The organism is Candidatus Chryseobacterium colombiense, from assembly GCA_029203185.1.
GTDB classification, from domain to species: Bacteria; Bacteroidota; Bacteroidia; order Flavobacteriales; family Weeksellaceae; genus Chryseobacterium; species Chryseobacterium colombiense.
The window spans coordinates 4,027,847-4,045,529 of sequence record CP119310.1 but is presented as its reverse complement, the minus strand read 5'-3'; the positions used below and the strand labels follow the sequence as shown (position 1 = coordinate 4,045,529).

At 37.4% G+C, this 17,683-nt stretch carries 13 protein-coding genes and 3 tRNA genes; 5 read left to right on the top strand and 11 right to left on the bottom strand.

The features are described 5' to 3' along the window. The first annotated feature begins 5 nt into the window (after positions 1–5). A complete protein-coding gene (locus tag P0Y62_18420; GenBank protein WEK69770.1) occupies positions 6–1,484 on the top strand; it encodes a polysaccharide biosynthesis protein in 1,479 nt (492 codons plus the stop codon). Here the strand turns inward: P0Y62_18420 and P0Y62_18415 are convergent. The 4 genes from P0Y62_18415 to P0Y62_18400 form a co-directional block, all read right to left on the bottom strand. After that, positions 1,477–2,544: a hypothetical protein gene (locus P0Y62_18415; protein ID WEK69769.1), complete on the bottom strand. Its 1,068-nt coding sequence runs from the start codon at positions 2,542–2,544 to the stop codon at positions 1,477–1,479. The two genes, P0Y62_18420 and P0Y62_18415, sit on opposite strands and share 8 nt — an antisense overlap. Further along, on the bottom strand, positions 2,541–3,395 hold the full coding sequence (locus P0Y62_18410; GenBank protein ID WEK69768.1) for a glycosyltransferase family 2 protein: 855 nt from the start codon (positions 3,393–3,395) through the stop codon (positions 2,541–2,543). Before P0Y62_18410 ends, P0Y62_18415 begins: the two co-directional genes overlap by 4 nt. 83 nt (positions 3,396–3,478) lie before the next feature. Continuing rightward, on the bottom strand, positions 3,479–4,879 hold the full coding sequence (aspA, locus tag P0Y62_18405; protein ID WEK69767.1) for an aspartate ammonia-lyase: 1,401 nt from the start codon (positions 4,877–4,879) through the stop codon (positions 3,479–3,481). A 70-nt stretch (positions 4,880–4,949) separates the two neighbouring features. Beyond that, positions 4,950–5,975 (bottom strand): N-acetylmuramoyl-L-alanine amidase, encoded by a 1,026-nt coding sequence (locus P0Y62_18400; protein ID WEK69766.1) that lies wholly within the window; start codon positions 5,973–5,975, stop codon positions 4,950–4,952. Between the two features lie 136 nt (positions 5,976–6,111). Between P0Y62_18400 and P0Y62_18395 the strand changes: the two genes are divergently transcribed. The 3 genes from P0Y62_18395 (at position 6,112) to P0Y62_18385 (ending at position 6,392) form a co-directional block, all read left to right on the top strand. Next, positions 6,112–6,196 (top strand) — tRNA-Ser (locus P0Y62_18395). Positions 6,197–6,213: 17 nt separating this feature from the next. Then, positions 6,214–6,288, top strand: a tRNA-Pro gene (locus P0Y62_18390). 30 nt (positions 6,289–6,318) lie between these two features. Then, positions 6,319–6,392: transfer RNA gene (locus P0Y62_18385), tRNA-Arg, on the top strand. Between the two features lie 91 nt (positions 6,393–6,483). On the opposite strand, the gene P0Y62_18380 is transcribed toward P0Y62_18385, so the two are convergent. Then, entirely contained in the window at positions 6,484–7,395 is a 912-nt protein-coding gene (locus tag P0Y62_18380) for an NAD(P)H-binding protein (protein ID WEK69765.1), read from the bottom strand. A 164-nt stretch (positions 7,396–7,559) separates the two neighbouring features. Between P0Y62_18380 and P0Y62_18375 the strand changes: the two genes are divergently transcribed. Next, the gene (locus P0Y62_18375; GenBank protein WEK69764.1) at positions 7,560–7,787 is read left to right on the top strand and encodes a hypothetical protein; all 228 of its coding nucleotides are present in this window, start codon (positions 7,560–7,562) and stop codon (positions 7,785–7,787) included. A 265-nt stretch (positions 7,788–8,052) separates the two neighbouring features. Here P0Y62_18375 and P0Y62_18370 read toward each other — a convergent pair whose 3' ends face one another. The 6 genes from P0Y62_18370 to P0Y62_18345 all read right to left on the bottom strand — a co-directional run bounded on the left by P0Y62_18370 (position 8,053) and on the right by P0Y62_18345 (position 17,526). Further along, positions 8,053–9,048 (bottom strand): DUF6268 family outer membrane beta-barrel protein, encoded by a 996-nt coding sequence (locus P0Y62_18370; protein WEK69763.1) that lies wholly within the window; start codon positions 9,046–9,048, stop codon positions 8,053–8,055. Between the two features lie 67 nt (positions 9,049–9,115). Next, positions 9,116–10,006 carry a helix-turn-helix domain-containing protein gene (locus tag P0Y62_18365; protein ID WEK69762.1) on the bottom strand — a complete coding sequence of 297 codons (891 nt, stop codon included), beginning with the start codon at positions 10,004–10,006 and terminating at the stop codon, positions 9,116–9,118. A gap of 213 nt (positions 10,007–10,219) precedes the next feature. Further along, complete coding sequence (locus P0Y62_18360; GenBank protein ID WEK69761.1) at positions 10,220–11,476, bottom strand: hypothetical protein; 1,257 nt, start codon at positions 11,474–11,476, stop codon at positions 10,220–10,222. A gap of 31 nt (positions 11,477–11,507) precedes the next feature. Continuing rightward, positions 11,508–12,422, bottom strand: a complete 915-nt coding sequence (locus tag P0Y62_18355) for a DUF6443 domain-containing protein (protein WEK69760.1) — start codon at positions 12,420–12,422, stop codon at positions 11,508–11,510. 5 nt (positions 12,423–12,427) lie between these two features. Beyond that, a complete protein-coding gene (locus P0Y62_18350) occupies positions 12,428–15,883 on the bottom strand; it encodes a hypothetical protein (protein ID WEK69759.1) in 3,456 nt (1,151 codons plus the stop codon). Continuing rightward, a complete protein-coding gene (locus P0Y62_18345; GenBank protein ID WEK69758.1) occupies positions 15,883–17,526 on the bottom strand; it encodes a T9SS type A sorting domain-containing protein in 1,644 nt (547 codons plus the stop codon). Before P0Y62_18345 ends, P0Y62_18350 begins: the two co-directional genes overlap by 1 nt. Positions 17,527–17,683 lie beyond the last annotated feature (157 nt).

The window sequence follows — 17,683 nt, the reverse complement described above, 5'->3', positions numbered from 1 at the left end:
AACCTATGAGTTTAGTAGCAAGACAGGGCTTCAAATATTCCATTATCGGGTATATTGGTTTTTTACTGGGGACGGTTTCGGCACTTTTTATTTTTCCAAATGATTTTGAATTTTACGGGAAGCTTCGCTACAGCATGCAGACTGCAGAGATGCTCGTGCCTTTCGTTGTTTTTGGAATTTCTTACGCGAATGTGAAATTTTTTCATTCTTTACAAAAAGACGGAAAAACTCAGAATATGCTGTCCCTGTCGCTTGTGAGCATCCTGATTAATTTTCTCATCTTTTGCATTGTATTTTTCGCTCTTCCTTATTTTTATCCAAAATTCCTGCATTCGGAAGCCTGGAAAATAAAAGACATTATCTTACCCTTAATTTTAGTGTTGTCGCTCTGTGCGATTTTCAATAAATATATTTCCAATTTTAAAAGAATTGTAGTTTCCAATATTTTTGACAATCTTTTTCCTAAGATCGCCAATCTGGGGGCTTTCTGCCTTTTCTTTTACTTTTCTTTTTCCCAGAATATCGCGCTGGCATTTTTCTTCGGGATCTTTGCCCTCATGCTTTTCGGATATATTTATTATACCAATAAGCTTCAGAAGATCAATTTTGATCTCAGCACCGATTATTTCAAAAAAGACGGTTTCTGGAAAGAATTTATGAACTACAGTTTCTTTGGATTTCTAGGAACTTTCGGAAATTATCTTGCCATCAACAGCTTTATGATCGGTGAATTTATGGGGATGGAAGAAAACGGGATTTATTCTGTTCTGTATGCCCTGATTTCGCTCATCTCGATTCCGCAGCTTGGATTATTCAATATTTCAGCACCTATTATCAGTCAGCATCTTGCGGATGGTGATATGGAAGGACTCGACAGATTTCATAAAAAGACTTCTCTTACTTTATATTTTTTAGGAGCCGTATTGTTTTCCTGCATTATGGTAGGTTTCCCGTATCTCACGCAGTTTATGCCTAAAAACGGGGTCATGCTGAGAATGTACGAACCGGTGATCTGGATCTGGGGTTCTGCCGTTTTAGTGGATCTGGCAACAGGGTTCAACGGAAACATCATTTCGCTCTCAAAATACTACCGTTTCAATATTCTGGTGATGCTCTTATTGGCGGGCTTAACGATCAGTTTGAATTTTTATTTTATTAAAAACACGGAACTGAAACTGGTCGGAATTGCTTTATCTACGGCTATTTCTTTAACGACATACAATGTGGTGAAAATTATCTTCAATTATATTGTTTTCAAAGTATCTCCGTTAACGATAGAAATGATCTTTGTTTCCATCATCTGCACTTTAGCCATTACGGTAGCGATTGTTTTGCCTAATTTCAGCAACAATTTCATCAATTTAATTTATAAACCGGCAGTGGTTCTGATATTGATTTTTATCGGAAACTATTTCACAAAAGTTTTCCCGATCGAAGATTATCTGAACAAAAACTTTATCAAAAGTATTTTTAAGTTTAAATAGAAATTAAACCCATTAAAGTATTTTCAAGATTTTCCTGAACGGATTTCCTGTTATATTTTTCCTGAAAGTCATACGATGTGTTTTTAAGTCTTTTAAACTGCTCAACAACATTTTCTTCTTCGGGAATAATAAAGTCTGATTTTGAAGGGTAATTACGCGGAAAAACAGCCCATTTTCCGAATTTGATGGCATCACCAAGATTTCCTGTCATTTTAGTTATTCCGTAGATTTCTTTATGACTGAAAAATTCTGTTTCTTGCTGAATCGGACACCACAAAACGTTGGCTTTCTGCATCCATTCATTAAAATCTTCTGAAGAAACCCTTTCCGGGAAATATTGAATCGTAACATATTCCAGGGACCGCTCCAAATCTGTTATTTCTTTTAATTCTGATCCTTTCGCTTTTCCTAAAAAGACAAATTCAATTAATTTTTCCAGAATACTTCCTTCTTTAGCGCTCTTCTCTATTTTTTTTATTTTAGAAAAAACTCTTTTATAGTCTCTTCTTTTCTGGGATACCCCTCCCGGAATAACGATCACTAATTTTGAATCTGATGGTTTTTCAAAATCTTTGGTATAGAAAAGTGGTAAAAATTTATATTTTTCGGAACGGAATGCTTCATCCAACACCAACAATGTCTTTGTCTTTTTATACGCTGCAGAACTACTAAAAAGCCCTTCTTTCCACCATAATTTTATCCTGTAAACAAGATCTTCTTTAAAAATATTTTTGAACAGACTGAATTTTGAAAGACTTGTAAAATTGATATTATGAACAATAAAAGCCGTGTTGTATTTCTCAGCAATTGTTTGAAAAGTATTGAAATACCTATGAACAGTTCCTACAATAACCAGATCATATTTTTTAGCTTTCAGCTGTTCCATAATCATCGAACTGTCTGAAAGGAAAACGTTTTCTTTATCTGCCCGGATTTGTTTTTTAATCTTTTCAGAAAAGTAATAATCTACTGCAAAGTTTTCAGAATCCTGCATCAAGTCCAGAAAATCCTGTGCAATTTCAGCATGGGTATCAATTTCTATGTAGGCGATCTTTTTCAAATTTTCAACCATTTCTTTTTTAAAGCACTCCAACGCTGGCCATTAATTGCTTTTTGTTCGTCTTTTGAAATTTTAAGTTCTAATCGTTGGGAACGACACCTTTCATAAGCTTTAACGATTTGTATGAAGAATGATAAGGATTTATTTTTCATCGCTTCTTTTGATGAGGCGACATAGGCAAGAAACCTGTTCAATCCTAAGAAATAAAAGTATCTGCCATAATAATCTGCCGGCTTTATGATATAATCACTTCCTTTTACTTTTAATAGCTTTACCTGGAGTTGCTGCAAAACCACTTCTTTCCAGCCTAAATTTTCAAGCAAAATGGCATCAATATTATCCCACCCTAACGTTTCCCTCAATCCGCCCATCGCGTCAAAGCATTCTTTTCTGTAGGCTTTCATCGGTCCACGAACGTGGTTTTTATTGGAATTCCCTTCATATATCCAGTTTCCGTTCTTCTCTACATAGAGTAATCCTCCAACCAAACCATATTTCGGGTTATTCTGAAAGGCATCATGTATGGTCTGAAGATAGTTTTCAGGAAGAATAATATCTGCATCAAATTTACAGATTATCTCAAATTCTTCAGGGTTTTGGGTATTTAAGCCATTTTTAAAAGCCGCAACCACTTTTGAACCGGGTTGATGAGCAGACTTCTGAAGATTAATGGTTTCAAAACGCGAGTCTGCGTCTGTAAAACGTTTGATTACATCAGGCGTTGTATCTGTAGAACCGTCATTAACGACTACTACTTTAAAATCTTTAAAACTCTGCTGTTGTAAAGATTCTAAGGTAAATGACAAATGCGCTTCTTCATTATGCGCAGGGATGATAATTAAAAACTTCAAAAGGTATTTTTATCAATGATGGATGATAAGTAATAAACGATATCGATTTGTATCTGCTATCATTTATTACTCATCATTTGTATTTATTTATTGTGGGGTTTCAGCATATTTTTAGGATCAAGAATCTCATCCAGCTTTTCCTGGGAAAGCAGTCCTTTTTCCAGTACTAAATTATATACGCTTTTTCCTGTTTGCAAGGCTTCTTTTGCGATCTGGGTAGATTGCTTGTACCCGATATAAGGATTCAGTGCCGTCACAATACCGATGCTGTGTTTTACCATATTCAGACAAACTTCTTTATTCGCTGTGATTCCTACGATACATTTTTCACGCAGGGTGTCTAATGCATTGCTCAGGAAATGGATATTTTCCATAATAGCGTGTGAAAGTACCGGTTCCATTACATTTAATTGCAACTGTCCCGCTTCTGCTGCGAAAGTTACCGTAAGATCGTTTCCGAAAACTTTAAAACAAACCTGGTTTACCACTTCCGGAATCACAGGGTTCACTTTTCCAGGCATGATAGATGATCCGGGCTGCATTGGAGGCAGATTGATTTCAGAAAGTCCGGCTCTTGGTCCTGAAGATAATAATCTTAAGTCGTTACAGATTTTAGATAATTTTACCGCAAGACGTTTCATTGCTGAAGAATAAATGACATAAGAACCCGTATCAGGAGTTGCTTCTACCAAATCCGGAGCAGACACAACAGGGAAACCTGTAATTTCAGCTAAATTCTTAGCACAAAGGGTTGCATACCCTAAAGGAGCATTAATTCCTGTTCCGATAGCGGTTGCTCCCATGTTCACTTCTACGAAAAGGTTTGCATTGTTATTCAGCTTGGAAATATCTTCTTCCAAAGTAGCAGCAAAAGCTTCAAACTCCTGCCCTAGTGTCATCGGAACTGCATCCTGAAGCTGGGTACGTCCCATTTTGATAACGTCCTGAAATTCTCTTCCTTTTTCACGAAACGCTTCAACAATTTTGATAAGTTTTCCTACCAGAGTATCGTTCATCTGCAGCAATCCCATTTTGATTGCCGTAGGATAGGCATCGTTGGTAGACTGAGAAAGATTAATATGGTCATTCGGAGAACAGAATTCATATTCTCCTTTATTTTTTCCAAGTTTTTCCAATACTCTGTTCGCAATCACTTCATTCGCATTCATATTGATTGAAGTTCCTGCTCCACCCTGGATCATATCTACCGGAAACTGTTCGTGCAGTTCTCCGTTAATAAGCTCATCACAGGTTTCAGCAATTTTAAAATACAGGTTCTCATTCAAAAGACCAAGCTCATAATTGGTTTTAGCCGCTGCTTTTTTCACAAAGGCCAATCCTTTTATAAATTCAGGATAGGAAGACAGCAGCTGTCCGGAAATCTTAAAGTTATCTATTGCTCTTTGAGTTTGTACACCATAGTAAGCGTTTATCGGCACATTTAATTCGCCTAAAAGATCGCTTTCCTTTCTGTAATTTTCCATTAAAATAGTATTTAAAGACTTAATGTATTGATTCAAAAAAATGCATCATTAAGATGCACTTCAAAATTACTTATTTTATCGGATATTTTTGATTTAATGCCTGTAAAGTTGCCCATGTTTCGGCATCCATGATCCCGTCGTATTTCTGAGGTCTGAAATGATACTGGAAAGCTTCAATTGTTTTTTTCGTAGCATCATCCCATGCTCCGGTAAGCTCAAGTCCATACCCAAATTTCTGCAAGGCTGTCTGGATCATAAAAATAAAGGCAGGTTCATTATATCTTGTCGTAAAATCTACCTGTGCCTGGGTAAGGAAAGTCTGTTTAGCCGCTTCATCATACCACATTCCGATCTGGTATTCATCATATAATTTTTTCCAAGGGAAAAGCGGTCCTGGATCTTGTTTTCTCGTAGGAGCAATATCGGAATGAGCCAATACATTGGTAGCAGGAATCTGATATCTTGTAATAATATCTTTAGCCAATGCAGCTACTTTTTTTACCTGGTCATCACTAAAAGCTGCAAATACTCTGGTCTTTGTAGTATCTGTTCTGAACCCTGCATTCACAATTTCTATGCCTATGGAAGTGTCATTCAGATTTTTGTCACTTCTCCAAGAGCTTACTCCTGCATGATAAGCACGTTTGTTCTCGTCTACCAATTGGTAAATCTCATTGTCTCCGGTATTATTGACAAGATAGTGCGCGCTTACTTCCTGCTGCGTAAGAACCGTAATCGACTTATCATCCGGCAAAGCGGTATAGTGGAGAATCAAATAACGTTGTCTGAAATTCTGTCCTACCGCAGGAAAATACGTTTTTACCACTTTATATCCGGCTGGTTTTGCCGACACAATCGAACCATAGCTTATCGTATTGTTATTTTTAGTCGCATCAGCAATATTGGTTGTGAAAAAATCTACTCCTCCTTCATGCGTAATCTGAGGTTTTGGCTTCTCATTAGGGGTCTTTGCAACCGGAGTTTTTGGCTGTACAACCTGTTTGTTATTGCGCGAAGCATTTTGTTTCACATTTTTCTGTGAGGTGCATGAAAAAACAAAAAAACTTAAGCCGATGATATATAATGTTTTACGCATTCGTTTACTTTTTTAGTCGTTTATTAGCGTAAAAATACACAAATTTTTCTTGAAAAATATTTGGTAAATAAAGAAATCTATTCTATATTTGCACTCGCAATAACAGAACAACGATCATCAAAAAATAAGATAAACAGGAGGGTTGCCGGAGTGGTTAACGGAGCAGTTTGCTAAACTGTCGACGCGAAAGTGTCGCAAGGGTTCGAATCCCTTACCCTCCGCTTTTCTATATATCTTTCGGGGCGTAGCGTAGTCCGGTCATCGCGCCTGGTTTGGGACCAGGAGGTCGCAGGTTCGAATCCTGCCGCCCCGACAGTTTTCATAATTTTCTCAAAATTATAATGGGTGCGTAGCTCAGCTGGATAGAGCATCTGCCTTCTAAGCAGACGGTCAAAGGTTCGAATCCTTTCGCGCTCACTTAAAGAGACAACTATTAAATAGTTGTCTCTTTTTTTTACCTATAAAAAATCTCTATATCAAAATATTTATGAGATTGCCATAGAGAAGCTTAAAACAACAACTTCCACAATGGTTTCCGTTTAAACAGATGTCTGTTTTCCTGTAAATATTCTTCCATAATGCGTGGCTTTCGTGACAGTAAATTGGTGATATTGTCCCTTTCCGGTTCAGGAATTTTTATGGCCAGCTCATCAAGTTCAACAATATGGTTAGCCAGCCATACAGGGAATTTTGCCCGGTTCATTAGCTGGTTAAAAAGTTCTTCTGGTGTTACATCTACATATTCAATAGTGCGACCAGTTACATGCGATAATTTAGCCGCCATTTCTATATGACTAATGGCTTGCGGACCTGCAAGAACCACCGACTTTTCTTTTATTTCTTCGGGTGTCAGCAAATAATTTACGGCTATCTCAGCTACATCACGACAATCGATATAATTTCTTCGTGCTGTACCAAGTGCTCCGTAAATTTTCCCAAAATACTGAATTGTAAAAGTATTTCGCTCCCAATTTTGCATAAAAGAATGTGGTCTAAGACAGCAGTATTCATCCATATTTTGCCAAAGGTACTGATCTATTGCGCTATGCCATTGACTAACCTCTACCTTTGACTTCGTAACTATGGGAGCCGATAATTTGACGATTCGTCTTACGCCGGTTTGTCTTGCAGCATCAATAACATTAATTTCATGTTCTACCTGATTGGGATCAGTTGCTGTTAAAAGAAACAAAGCGTCGGCCCCTTTGCAAACTTCTTTAAGCTGGTTAATAGAATTTAAATCGGCACTTGCATAGGCTATATTCGATAGAGTCTTATCCAATGGTACCGGATATGATCTTTCAGGATTTCGAAGAATACCTCTTACCATACAATCCCGACTCTTGAGCTCTTGCATCACAGCAGTTCCAACGGTACCTGTACATCCAAAAACAACGATAACTGGCTTTACTTTTTTCATTGAAATAAATTGATTCTTTTAGTATGGATTAAGCGTTCAATATCCCTATTCTTTATGGGCATTCTAATTAGTTTATTTTTCATTTTTTCTAAGTTTGAGATGTTTTGTTGATGAGTTTTTATCAATAAATAATTTAGCCGTTACGCTTGCTCACAAGGTCACGAATGATGAATATTGCAGCACCCAAAAATGTACTGAATAAAATATTAAACCGTTCGTGGTGCCAATTGAATAGCCATACACATAAGGTTCCTAAACCCATTATCATTACAATGATCAACAAAGATCTGACTAACTTGTTTTTTACTAATATTCGTCTCAACTCAAGCTGCCAAAGCAGGGTAAAACTACAAAGTGTTGATAATAAGGAAGACAAACCAATGGTGCTGTAACTGGCTGCCATAAGATTATTGTTCTGAAGCAGAAAACCAGATATAAAAGACATTAAGGCTGGAAAAATATAAGCAGGCAGAGCTGCAGTAATCAGGTCTCGAAGGTTAAAAGCTGATTCGAGAGAATTGGTAGTGTTCATAAAACTATAATTGGAATTTGATTATAAAATTGGGTTTGATTCACTTAATTTTCAGATCTTGAAAGCACCTAATACACTGTATGGTCACGAAACTGAAAATAATTGTTTTCACTATTTTTATCTGTCTATTTTCTGCCAATACGATAAGTAATGGCAACTTTCCCATAAGCCATGTTGGAGACAGAAAAATCATTGACTGTTTTTTGATTGATATCGAACAATTCATACCGATTAAAAAGTCCCATTCCGGCCTGAGCTTGCAGCCAAATTCCACCCACTAAACGCTGATGAACCTGAAGACCTCCATGAATGGTAGAAAACTGAGCATAATCGACTTCTTTAAGATCATAGTTTTTATAATTTTTCAGGTTAAAGCGTGTCCAGTCAATCGATCCGGCTAAACCTATTTGTGTATTTGGACTTACACTATACAGGACATTTAACCTCGGCCAATAAAATTGAGCCAACCACTTTTTATCAGTACTTTGGTAATCAACTGATATTCCCGGAGTCACCAAAGTCTCCCCAAAAGAACGTAAGACATGAACTCCGAATCCGATTTCAAGATTCGACTCCCTACCGAATTTCTTAGATACTCCGATTATTCCATCTAGAATTAAATCATCAGAAGAAAGCGGTTTTTTAAAGTCGGATGCAATTGTTGGCATGACCATTCCTAAAACCGACCACTTTTCGGAAATTGGATGTCTAATGATAAATACAGATTTTACCTCGTGAATTCTTTCAATACGACCGGGATCCTGTATAGAATTTGTGTCATAATTGAAGTCCATCATCCGATAGTTCAGATTACCAACAACGCTTGTTTTACCAACTTTGAAAGGAGGTATAGCTACCCATGCGTCATAAGAATTGAGTTGGAACTTATTCTCAGACAGAGAACTTTCCTGAGGAACATCTTTAAAATCAGCTTTAGAATGAGCCGTGACAGCAATACCAGCAACATCCTGAATAATCTGGCCCTGGCTTTTGTTTGAAAGGAAGAAAGCCGAAACGATTATACAAAGGCAGGATCTTTTGACAATCGCGCTGTGTCTAAAAGGAAAAATTATTTTAACCTTTTCCCTGATGGGATTTCTTACCGTAATCAATGTTTGCATTTTCTTTGAATTTTAATAATACAAAGGTGGTCTGAAAACAAGAAATACGTTAAAACTAAATCAACCTTTACTCGGACAAATCCTGCATAAATGCCATTCTGTATTCTGAAGGTGTTACTCCACTTATTTTCTTGAACAGGCGTCCAAAATAGCTGGGATCACCATAATTAAGTTCGAAAGCGATTTGTGAAATGCTCTTGGTTAAATCCTGTAATAGCAATTGACTTTGCAAAATACTTACTTTATTAATCCATTCTTTTGGGCTCTCACCTATCGTTTCTTTAATGCACCTGTGAAGATAATTTTCAGAAACAGATAGTTCAGCAGCGTAAAACAAAATTGTTTTATGTTCAATATAGTGTTTATACACCAATTCTTTAAAATTGAAAGTAATTTCTGCACTTCGGTTGACTCCTTTCTTTGGTTCGTAACCTGAACTGAAAACTTTCTGAAGCCCAGCCTGTAAAAGTGAATAGCAAATGTTTAAGTTGGCATTTTGAGAATAAAACTCAGTACTCAAAAGTTCAAATAGGGAAGTTAGCCAGATGCTATTTTCTTGCGATAAATGAATAATATTATTAACTGAAAACAGCTTGATAAGTTCCTGCTTTGATAGGATTTGGTTAAGCGTCTGGTCTTCAAATAAAATAATGTGCCCTTCAACATCTGGACTTACTTCCTTCAGTGAAGTTACATTTCCCTGCCTTACCAATAAGATTTCATGTTCTTTTATTGATATTAAATCCGCATCTACTTGCTGTTTTGCATTACCTTTGGTAACATGAACAATAAAATTGTATTCCGGTCTGTGTAAAGGCGTAGGCACTTTAATAAAGCCTGATGTTTTTCCAATATCATGAATCTGGACAGCTGTTTTTAATATCGGGAAATCAGTCGACATTTCAGGCATATAATCTCCCCTGAAATCTTTTGGCGTTATTCTTTTTACTTTAACCACCTTACAAAACTAGCAAGAAATATAATAACATATATAAATTTCACTATCAAGATTTTTAAAAACGGAAACAATAATTTAGCATACAATCAATTCTCAGCCAGCTTTGTAGGTTTATCTAATTCAAATATTAGTTATTATCAATAGTATTTATGATCGCTTCGCATTGAACACACAAAAAAAGGATTAGAATCAATAAAAAAATAGAAAAGATTATTAATCAAAACATATTTTTAGTGTTTTTTCAATATCAGTAAAAGATTTCACATAGTCTGGAAGATTCAGATGGTTATAGTTAATTTGTAAAATACCTTTATCTACATGATCAGTCATATTGCCATTAAGATCATAATGCATTAAATTTCCTGACGAATCAGGATACCCGAAATAATTGGACGAGGAATCGGTAACTGTATTAAGCTGGTTTCCGGTATAAGTATAGGTCAGACTATCCATCTGCTGTAATCCGACATATTCTAAGTAACTGTTTCTCTGCAGACTGGTAATGTTTCCATTCAGATCATAGCTTAATGTTTCATTATAAGAATTGTTTTGAGGTATTGTAGAAAATGGTTCTGTATAGATACCTGATAGCAACCTGTTCAGCCCATCATACTGATAAGAATATTTTTTTAAGATTCCGTCTTTCGAAGTTTTCCAGTCTACTTCTGCAATGTTTCCGTTGTATTTTGCGGAAGCAAGCGAGGTATATTGAGGATTGGTATATCTTATTGCATATCCAAACAGGTCCGTTCCTAAATTAGCAGGATCATTGATCTGGGTCATCCAGCCCCGGATATTGTAAGTGTAATTAATATCCTGAAGTCCGGTTCCCAAAGACGATCCTCCCACTTTTTTTGTGGTTAGCTGAGAGAGCTCATTGTACTCATTCTGCGCTAAGATTTCTTCAGGGTTAGAGTCTACTTTATGTTTGTGAACTTTCAGCCTGTTTTGTGCGTCGTATTCAAAGGTTTCAGTAATTACTCTTTCTGTATCTGTAGAAAGTCTTTTGTGACGGGTAATGGTCTGCTGAGCTAATCCAGCAAAATCAAGTCTGGATTCTGTCTGGGTATAGCCTCCTAAATGGTTGATGGAATGGGTGGCAATGATTCTTCCTCTTGTATCGTAATAGCTGTAATTCTTTGTCCAGTTATCATCTTCTATGTTTTTAACATAGGATGCTAACGGCAGACCTTTTGTACGAAGCTCCAGGTTCATATTATCTGTCAATACAGGACTCTGACTGGAAATGGCCGGTGTAAAAGAAGGGCTTCCTACAGGATAGGTATCATAGTAATTGACAGACAGTATGGTTTCTATCTGTTGATATAAACTATTGCTATAATAAATCTGCATTCCGCTCATGCTAAAGCCCTGTGCATCCCTATTTTCAGTGATTACATAAAGATTGGTGATGTCTTGCAGCCATTCACGTGTTTTACCAGCAAGGGGCATAAGTCCTGTATAAGCCACTCTTCCAAATTTGTCGTATTTTGGTAACGAGCTATGTTGAAGTAAGTCTTAAATTGGCGTCTTGTGTAGCTACCAAACGATCTGCTTTATCATCCACCATATATTCCCAGCCTTTTCCGGGAAGTTTTTTTTCGACCAATCGATTTCTGCCATCATAAATATATTGATAGCACAGGTTATCTAAAGCAGCCTGATCTAATGTACTTATCACAGATGCCAGCGGAGGAATGACATACACCAGCTGATCATAGTCATTATACAGATAATAGGTATCGGTACTTTCAGTGGCAGTGAGCATCTTTCTTACGAGTATGACCTGTCCCTTAGTGTTCTTAAATTCTATGGTTTTGTTCCCGTCTTCATCGGTTACGGTATTTTTAAAAAGCTGATTGGCTCCGTAATACGTGGCAGAAGTAGGAAGGGAAGATTTAAAGGTCACCTGATCGAGGGTCGTTATGTATTTTTTTACTTCTCCATCGGCATTAGCATCATAACCGAATTGCACAGGTTTATCGTTCCAGGCATTACCAACCTGCTTTTGGCTCAGAATTCTATCCAATGGAGAGTTTTCCAGTTGTTTTTCGGCATAGATCTTTTCGGTTCCGTAAGGAGTGCTTGTGACATTAGCTAATGGATCGGTATAGATTCCTCCGTTCTGTGTTCCGGTTTGGGGAACGGGAAGGTAGTCTAAGGTCTGTCTTCCGAACTGGTCGTAGGTTATTTTGGTGACAATATCCTTACTTAAAGGTGAAGCTTTGATATTGACAATCTGCTTGGGTCTTCCCAACCCATCGAAATACTGCACAGATTCTGCAGTTTTTATTAGCGTGGTTCCGTTATAATCAAGGTAGGTTTTGCTGTACACATAGTTTTCTGTTGTATTGAGCTGCGCTTGTACCCAACCGGTAATGAATAAGGCACTTATGGGAATTATAATTTTTTTCATCGGTATTAGTGTTTGTAGTTGTACTGGTATTCTTTTAAGAGTTTACCTGTTTGATTTTGTTCTCTTACTTCTTTCAAGCGGTTGGCTGAGTCATAGATATATACTTCCCTAATTCCTGACGGAGGAGTAATGCTTCTTACACCAACCAATGGATCGTACGTATAGGTGGTGATCTGATACCTGGATAGGCTTGCATCGGTACTGAAGGTATTCAGAGCTGCTAATAATGCAGTTTCGTCGTTGTTAAGAGCAGCTGCTGCATCGGTATTGGAAGCAGAAACAACGGTATCAATCAGAGACTGGCTGATATCGGAAAGTTTAGCCCCTTCTATCTTGGCAATGGGCTGGGTAGTGTTGTAGCCCCAGATGACGGTAGTGGGAATTCCGTTCTTCTTGGTGTACTGCTGTAAGTTTCCTTTGTTATCATACTTGTCATAAATGACTTCTGTGGAAACCACATTTAATAAATCTGTAGAATTAATTTTATAAGGCAAAACCAATCCTGAAGTTTTAGCATCTGCTTCTGTCTGGTTTACAGCATACAATGTCTCTACTTTGCTAATGGTTTTTCCGTTTTTTTTAACCTCCGTTTCCAATGGAATAGCAACCATGTTTTTATCGATCATCAACTGATTGCCTTTTTCGTGGGCATAAGAATAAAGGGTCTCATTAACTTCCTGAGACGGCAGCATCGTTTCGTTCTTAATCGGAAGGTCTCTCGCATTAAATAAAATATTAGTAGTTGTTTGGATATAACTTCCGTTGTTATAATCTTTTGAAACAGAATGAGTCATATTGGCTTTTCCTACCACTTCCAAATTGACAAAAATTTTGGGATCTTTATAGAAATTACAGTTTGGGGTAGGAGTACCATTTATGCACATTTGACGATAATGATCATAATCTACAAATGCACCACCCGTTGTAAACTCTTTATAAGGCGAATCCGGATATTGAAATTTGATTCCCGTATATTTATAAACAGAGCGAAGCTGATGTACATTATCACTTACATATAAATTATTATTGGATATATCCACCTTTCTTTCTTTAACCAAAAGTCCTCTTTTAAAATCAAAATTCGGATATGATATAAACGGAGGAGCAAAAGACGAAGGAAATATAGCATTCGGAGTGTCCTCAGGATAGGTATAGGTATAAATAGACTTTCCTTTATTTAATTCTGAAACCGATACAGTTTTATATCCTACATCTCCCCCCTGCGTTTTTTGAGCGGGAATAAAATTGTCGGAGGATAGTATGGTATATCTTTTATCAAAACTTACAGATCCTGCCGATCCCGTAAAGATATTGCTGTAATCGTAAATATATTCGTGCAGCGGTTTCGGATAAATTAAAGCGCCTGAACTTTCCAGTCCGCCTTCAATGTTATTGTAAGCAAAGTTTACCGATTTTGCAGACACAGAGCTATTTTCATCCGTATAATAGCTGATATTTTTTATCCTGATACCGCCTCCGTTTACATATTGGGTAAGGTTCGTGTTTTTCTTTTCTTTAAACTCCGCAGTTATTTTTACCTGGCCATAATTAACATAGCTGGTATTTGAAATAACCTGGAATGTGGTGTAATAATCACCAGCATCTAAATTTCTCACATGATACACCGGAAAATCAGGATCCGGATCAACTGATGGTCCGATAACCGCAACGGGATTATAAACACTCCCAACTTTTTTATAAATACTAAGCGTCCAGGTATTGTTTCTGACATTATAATTACCCTCAATATCCGGGAAACTAAACTCCATCTTCTGTGCACTGGACAACGAGAAGAAATAATTCTTTACGTTTTGCTGGGATCCGCTATGGATAGTCATATAGCTGTTGGTGTTCCAGTTATCCGGGTTATCATAAATATCGGCCGGTTCAGAACCGATAAATGAATAGGTATTGCTTTCGAAATTGTATTTCTGTATTCCACCGGTCGGCAATTTGATACTTTCCAAAATATTGTATTTTATACATGCAGGAGACGGAGTTCTGGCTAAAAGAACATTATCAGTAGGCTTAATACAATTGAACCACCCCCAATGATCGATATTCAGCTTTGAAGAAGATAATGGGACATCACTCGTATACTTCAACTGATAATCATATTTTTTCTGTTGCGAAGCATCAAAAACACTTATATTATCCAATTTTAAACGGTATTCCTGCGTGTCGTGTAAATTAAAACTGAAATTTGAATAATTGAATTTATAGGTATCCATAATGTTACCCGCCGGATTCAGAATTTGAATATAATCAAGTTTACTGAGTTGAGTTGGATTACTATAATTGGTATCTGTTCTGTTTTGGAGATAGGAAAGATTAATTTTTCCTCGCCCTACGACTTCTATATCTTTCAGCAGCCTTGTTTGCGAATGGATGCTGTTGGTAGAAAATTCCTGTGCAGCCGGAATTACATTTCCAAAATTATGAGGATAGGTATAAGAATTTTCAATCGGATTCCAAACATCCCTTGTAATACTCGAGTTCGTCGTAAAGAAAACCGGACTTAACGGATAGTAATTGAACTTTAACAACATATCTCCCGATACATCCTGAACCTCACCCAGATGAAAAGCAGAGGTAATAGTTCCTATATTATACATATTATCACTAATATATCCATTAAACCCTATTCTGTGGCTGTAGGATGTGATTTCCGAACTTTCCGTCACATTGAAAATATATTTATTTCCCAATTCATCAGTGATGGTAAAGCTAGCGACATCATATGTTTTACTTGGGTTTAGTGAGCTAATTTCAATTTTCAGATTGTTTTCATCAAGCTTTTGAACATACAACTGATTGCTTGATTTTTTTTTAATAATAAATCTGCCGCTATACCCCATGAAATTATACTGATACAGATCATATTCCGTATCAAATAAATTCAAATAACAAGCTTTATAGGCAAAATTTAAAAAGCTGTTATAGGTTGGAGACACCAGAACAGGAACATAAGTTCCTGCCGTTTCAAGAGAGTCCAGAAATTTTCTTGTAAGATTTGTTTCAGAACCGGGAGAAAATTCATCATAATAAATTCCGGTTTTTGCCGGCTGATGCGGATTTGGAATGACAACATCCCCGTCCGGTCCATTAACGACGGTTCTGGAAATCGACCCACCTGCAAACAAACTCCAGCCAAGCCCTACTTCCGAAGATTTATCTTCCGGTTTTGCCGTGTTCGGATGGTAATTTAATGATACATTAACCTTTACACCGGGAGATTTTGTAGATATGCTTGTAATAGGAATTTTAATATCCGGAATTCCTGTATAATTACTCACAGGTACTTCTTCAAACCTCATTAAGTTATTAGATGTAGGTGCCGCAGGATACATCTGATTGATGTTATCCATTGGGTTACTTACAGAAGAACCCGTCGATTGTGAAAAATAAAGGCTGGAAAATAGCAGCAATACAATCGTAAATAGTATATGTAGTCTTTTCATTATTTTTTAATCAATTTAGCATTCGCAGTTTTGTTGGTATCTGTTTTAATCGTAATCAGGTAAGCTCCCTGTATCAAAGGCTGAGTATTGATCTTCGTTACCTTGTTCTTGGTTTTTATTTGTTGAAGCTGTCTTCCTGACATATCATACATCGTAATATCCGCTTCCTTGAATTCAAAGCCAATCTCTACATACGCATAATCGGATACGGGATTCGGATAGATGTTGATATCCTGCTTTTCTATTAATTGGTCTACTTGCTGATCTCCAAGCTTTACAATTTTCCAGTTCTCTTTGCCCAGTTCTTCGGCACTGGTTCCTGCCAGGATAATGGATCCGTCCCGGTTTAATTTAATATCTGCTAATCTTTCTTCTCTTTTTCTGGATTCTCCTTTGACGTGTTTTCGCCACTGTTCATTGCCGTTTTCATCTACATACAGCATCCAGAATGTTTCATCATCGGTTTCTATCCTGCCTTCTGCCTGGGTATAGCCTCCGAGTAAGATTCCTTTGGTTAGGTCTTTATTTTTTTCTCTTTCATTGTGGCCTAAGATGACATGCATGCCCATTAAAACATCCCTGTTCTTAAAATTGTAGGATTTCTGCCAGATTTCTTCGCCTTTTTCATTTAAGGAGATGAGCCAAAGGTCGGTACCTTCTTCTACGCCTACGGTTTTATTGCCTGATCTTTCTGAACGGCTTTCGCCTCCGATGATAAAACCTGAAGTGGTCATAGCCATAGTTCTTAAGTGATCATCTCCTGTTCCGCCATAGTTCTTTTCCCATTCTACTTTGCCGTCTTTGCTGAGTTTAATGATCCAGTAATCGCCTTCTCCTTGATTATTCGTGGATTTAGGGTGACGGGATACGGGATTCGTGGTAGTACTGCCAGTACCTGAATTTGTCTCCGAATTCTGTAACCCGGAACCCGAACCTCGAACCTCGGAACTCCTTGAATAGACTCCGAGTAAAACTCCTCCATCTCTGGTGGGAATCATTTTTTCTACTTCGTCTAAGCCTTTTCCGCCTAAAATGAGTTGGGAAATTTCTTTTCCGTCTTTGTCTAGTTTAATGACAAGAACATCTTTGGAACCGTAACCTTGCGCGGAGTTTTGAACGTTTCCTGCGACAAAGAATCCTAAGTCAGTGGTTTGAATGACGGCTCTGGCTTCTTCATCGGAAGTGCTTCCAATGGTTTTCTGCCATAATTCATCTCCGAATTCATTGATTCTGATAAGCCAGATATCGGAGCCTCCTTTGGAGTCGTCTTTTTTGTCTAGCCCTTTGCCTGAATAGGAAGTTCCTGCGAGAACAAAGCCTCCATCCTGAGTGGAAAGGGATGCGGAAAGGTAATCATGGTTCTTGCCTACAAAGTATTTTTCCCAGACGGCTTCGCCCTGTTGATTGAGTTTTACGAGATGGAAATCGTAACCGTTGTTCTGCTTTTGGCTGCCGGCTGCTTGCGACAGGCTTTTAGACTGAATGGAGCTTCCGGTAATTAAGTACTGAAGGGCTACGGTGGGAGTCACCTGGCTTAGAAAATCCTGGGTATTAGATTTGATGTCTTTCTGCCATAGAACTTCCTGAGCGGATAGGCTCAGAACTGTGCATAGAAGGTATGCACCGATATAGAGTTTTTTCATCCCGTGTATGTTTAAGTTTACTGTTATTAATTTTTTAAAAACGTTGCAAAAATATGGTTTTTACTTCATATGAACAGGGTTTGTATTGAAATATTTCGGAAATTCATCTGGTTATTTTAGTGTTAATTTATCGCTGATAACGCTGAAACAAAGGTAT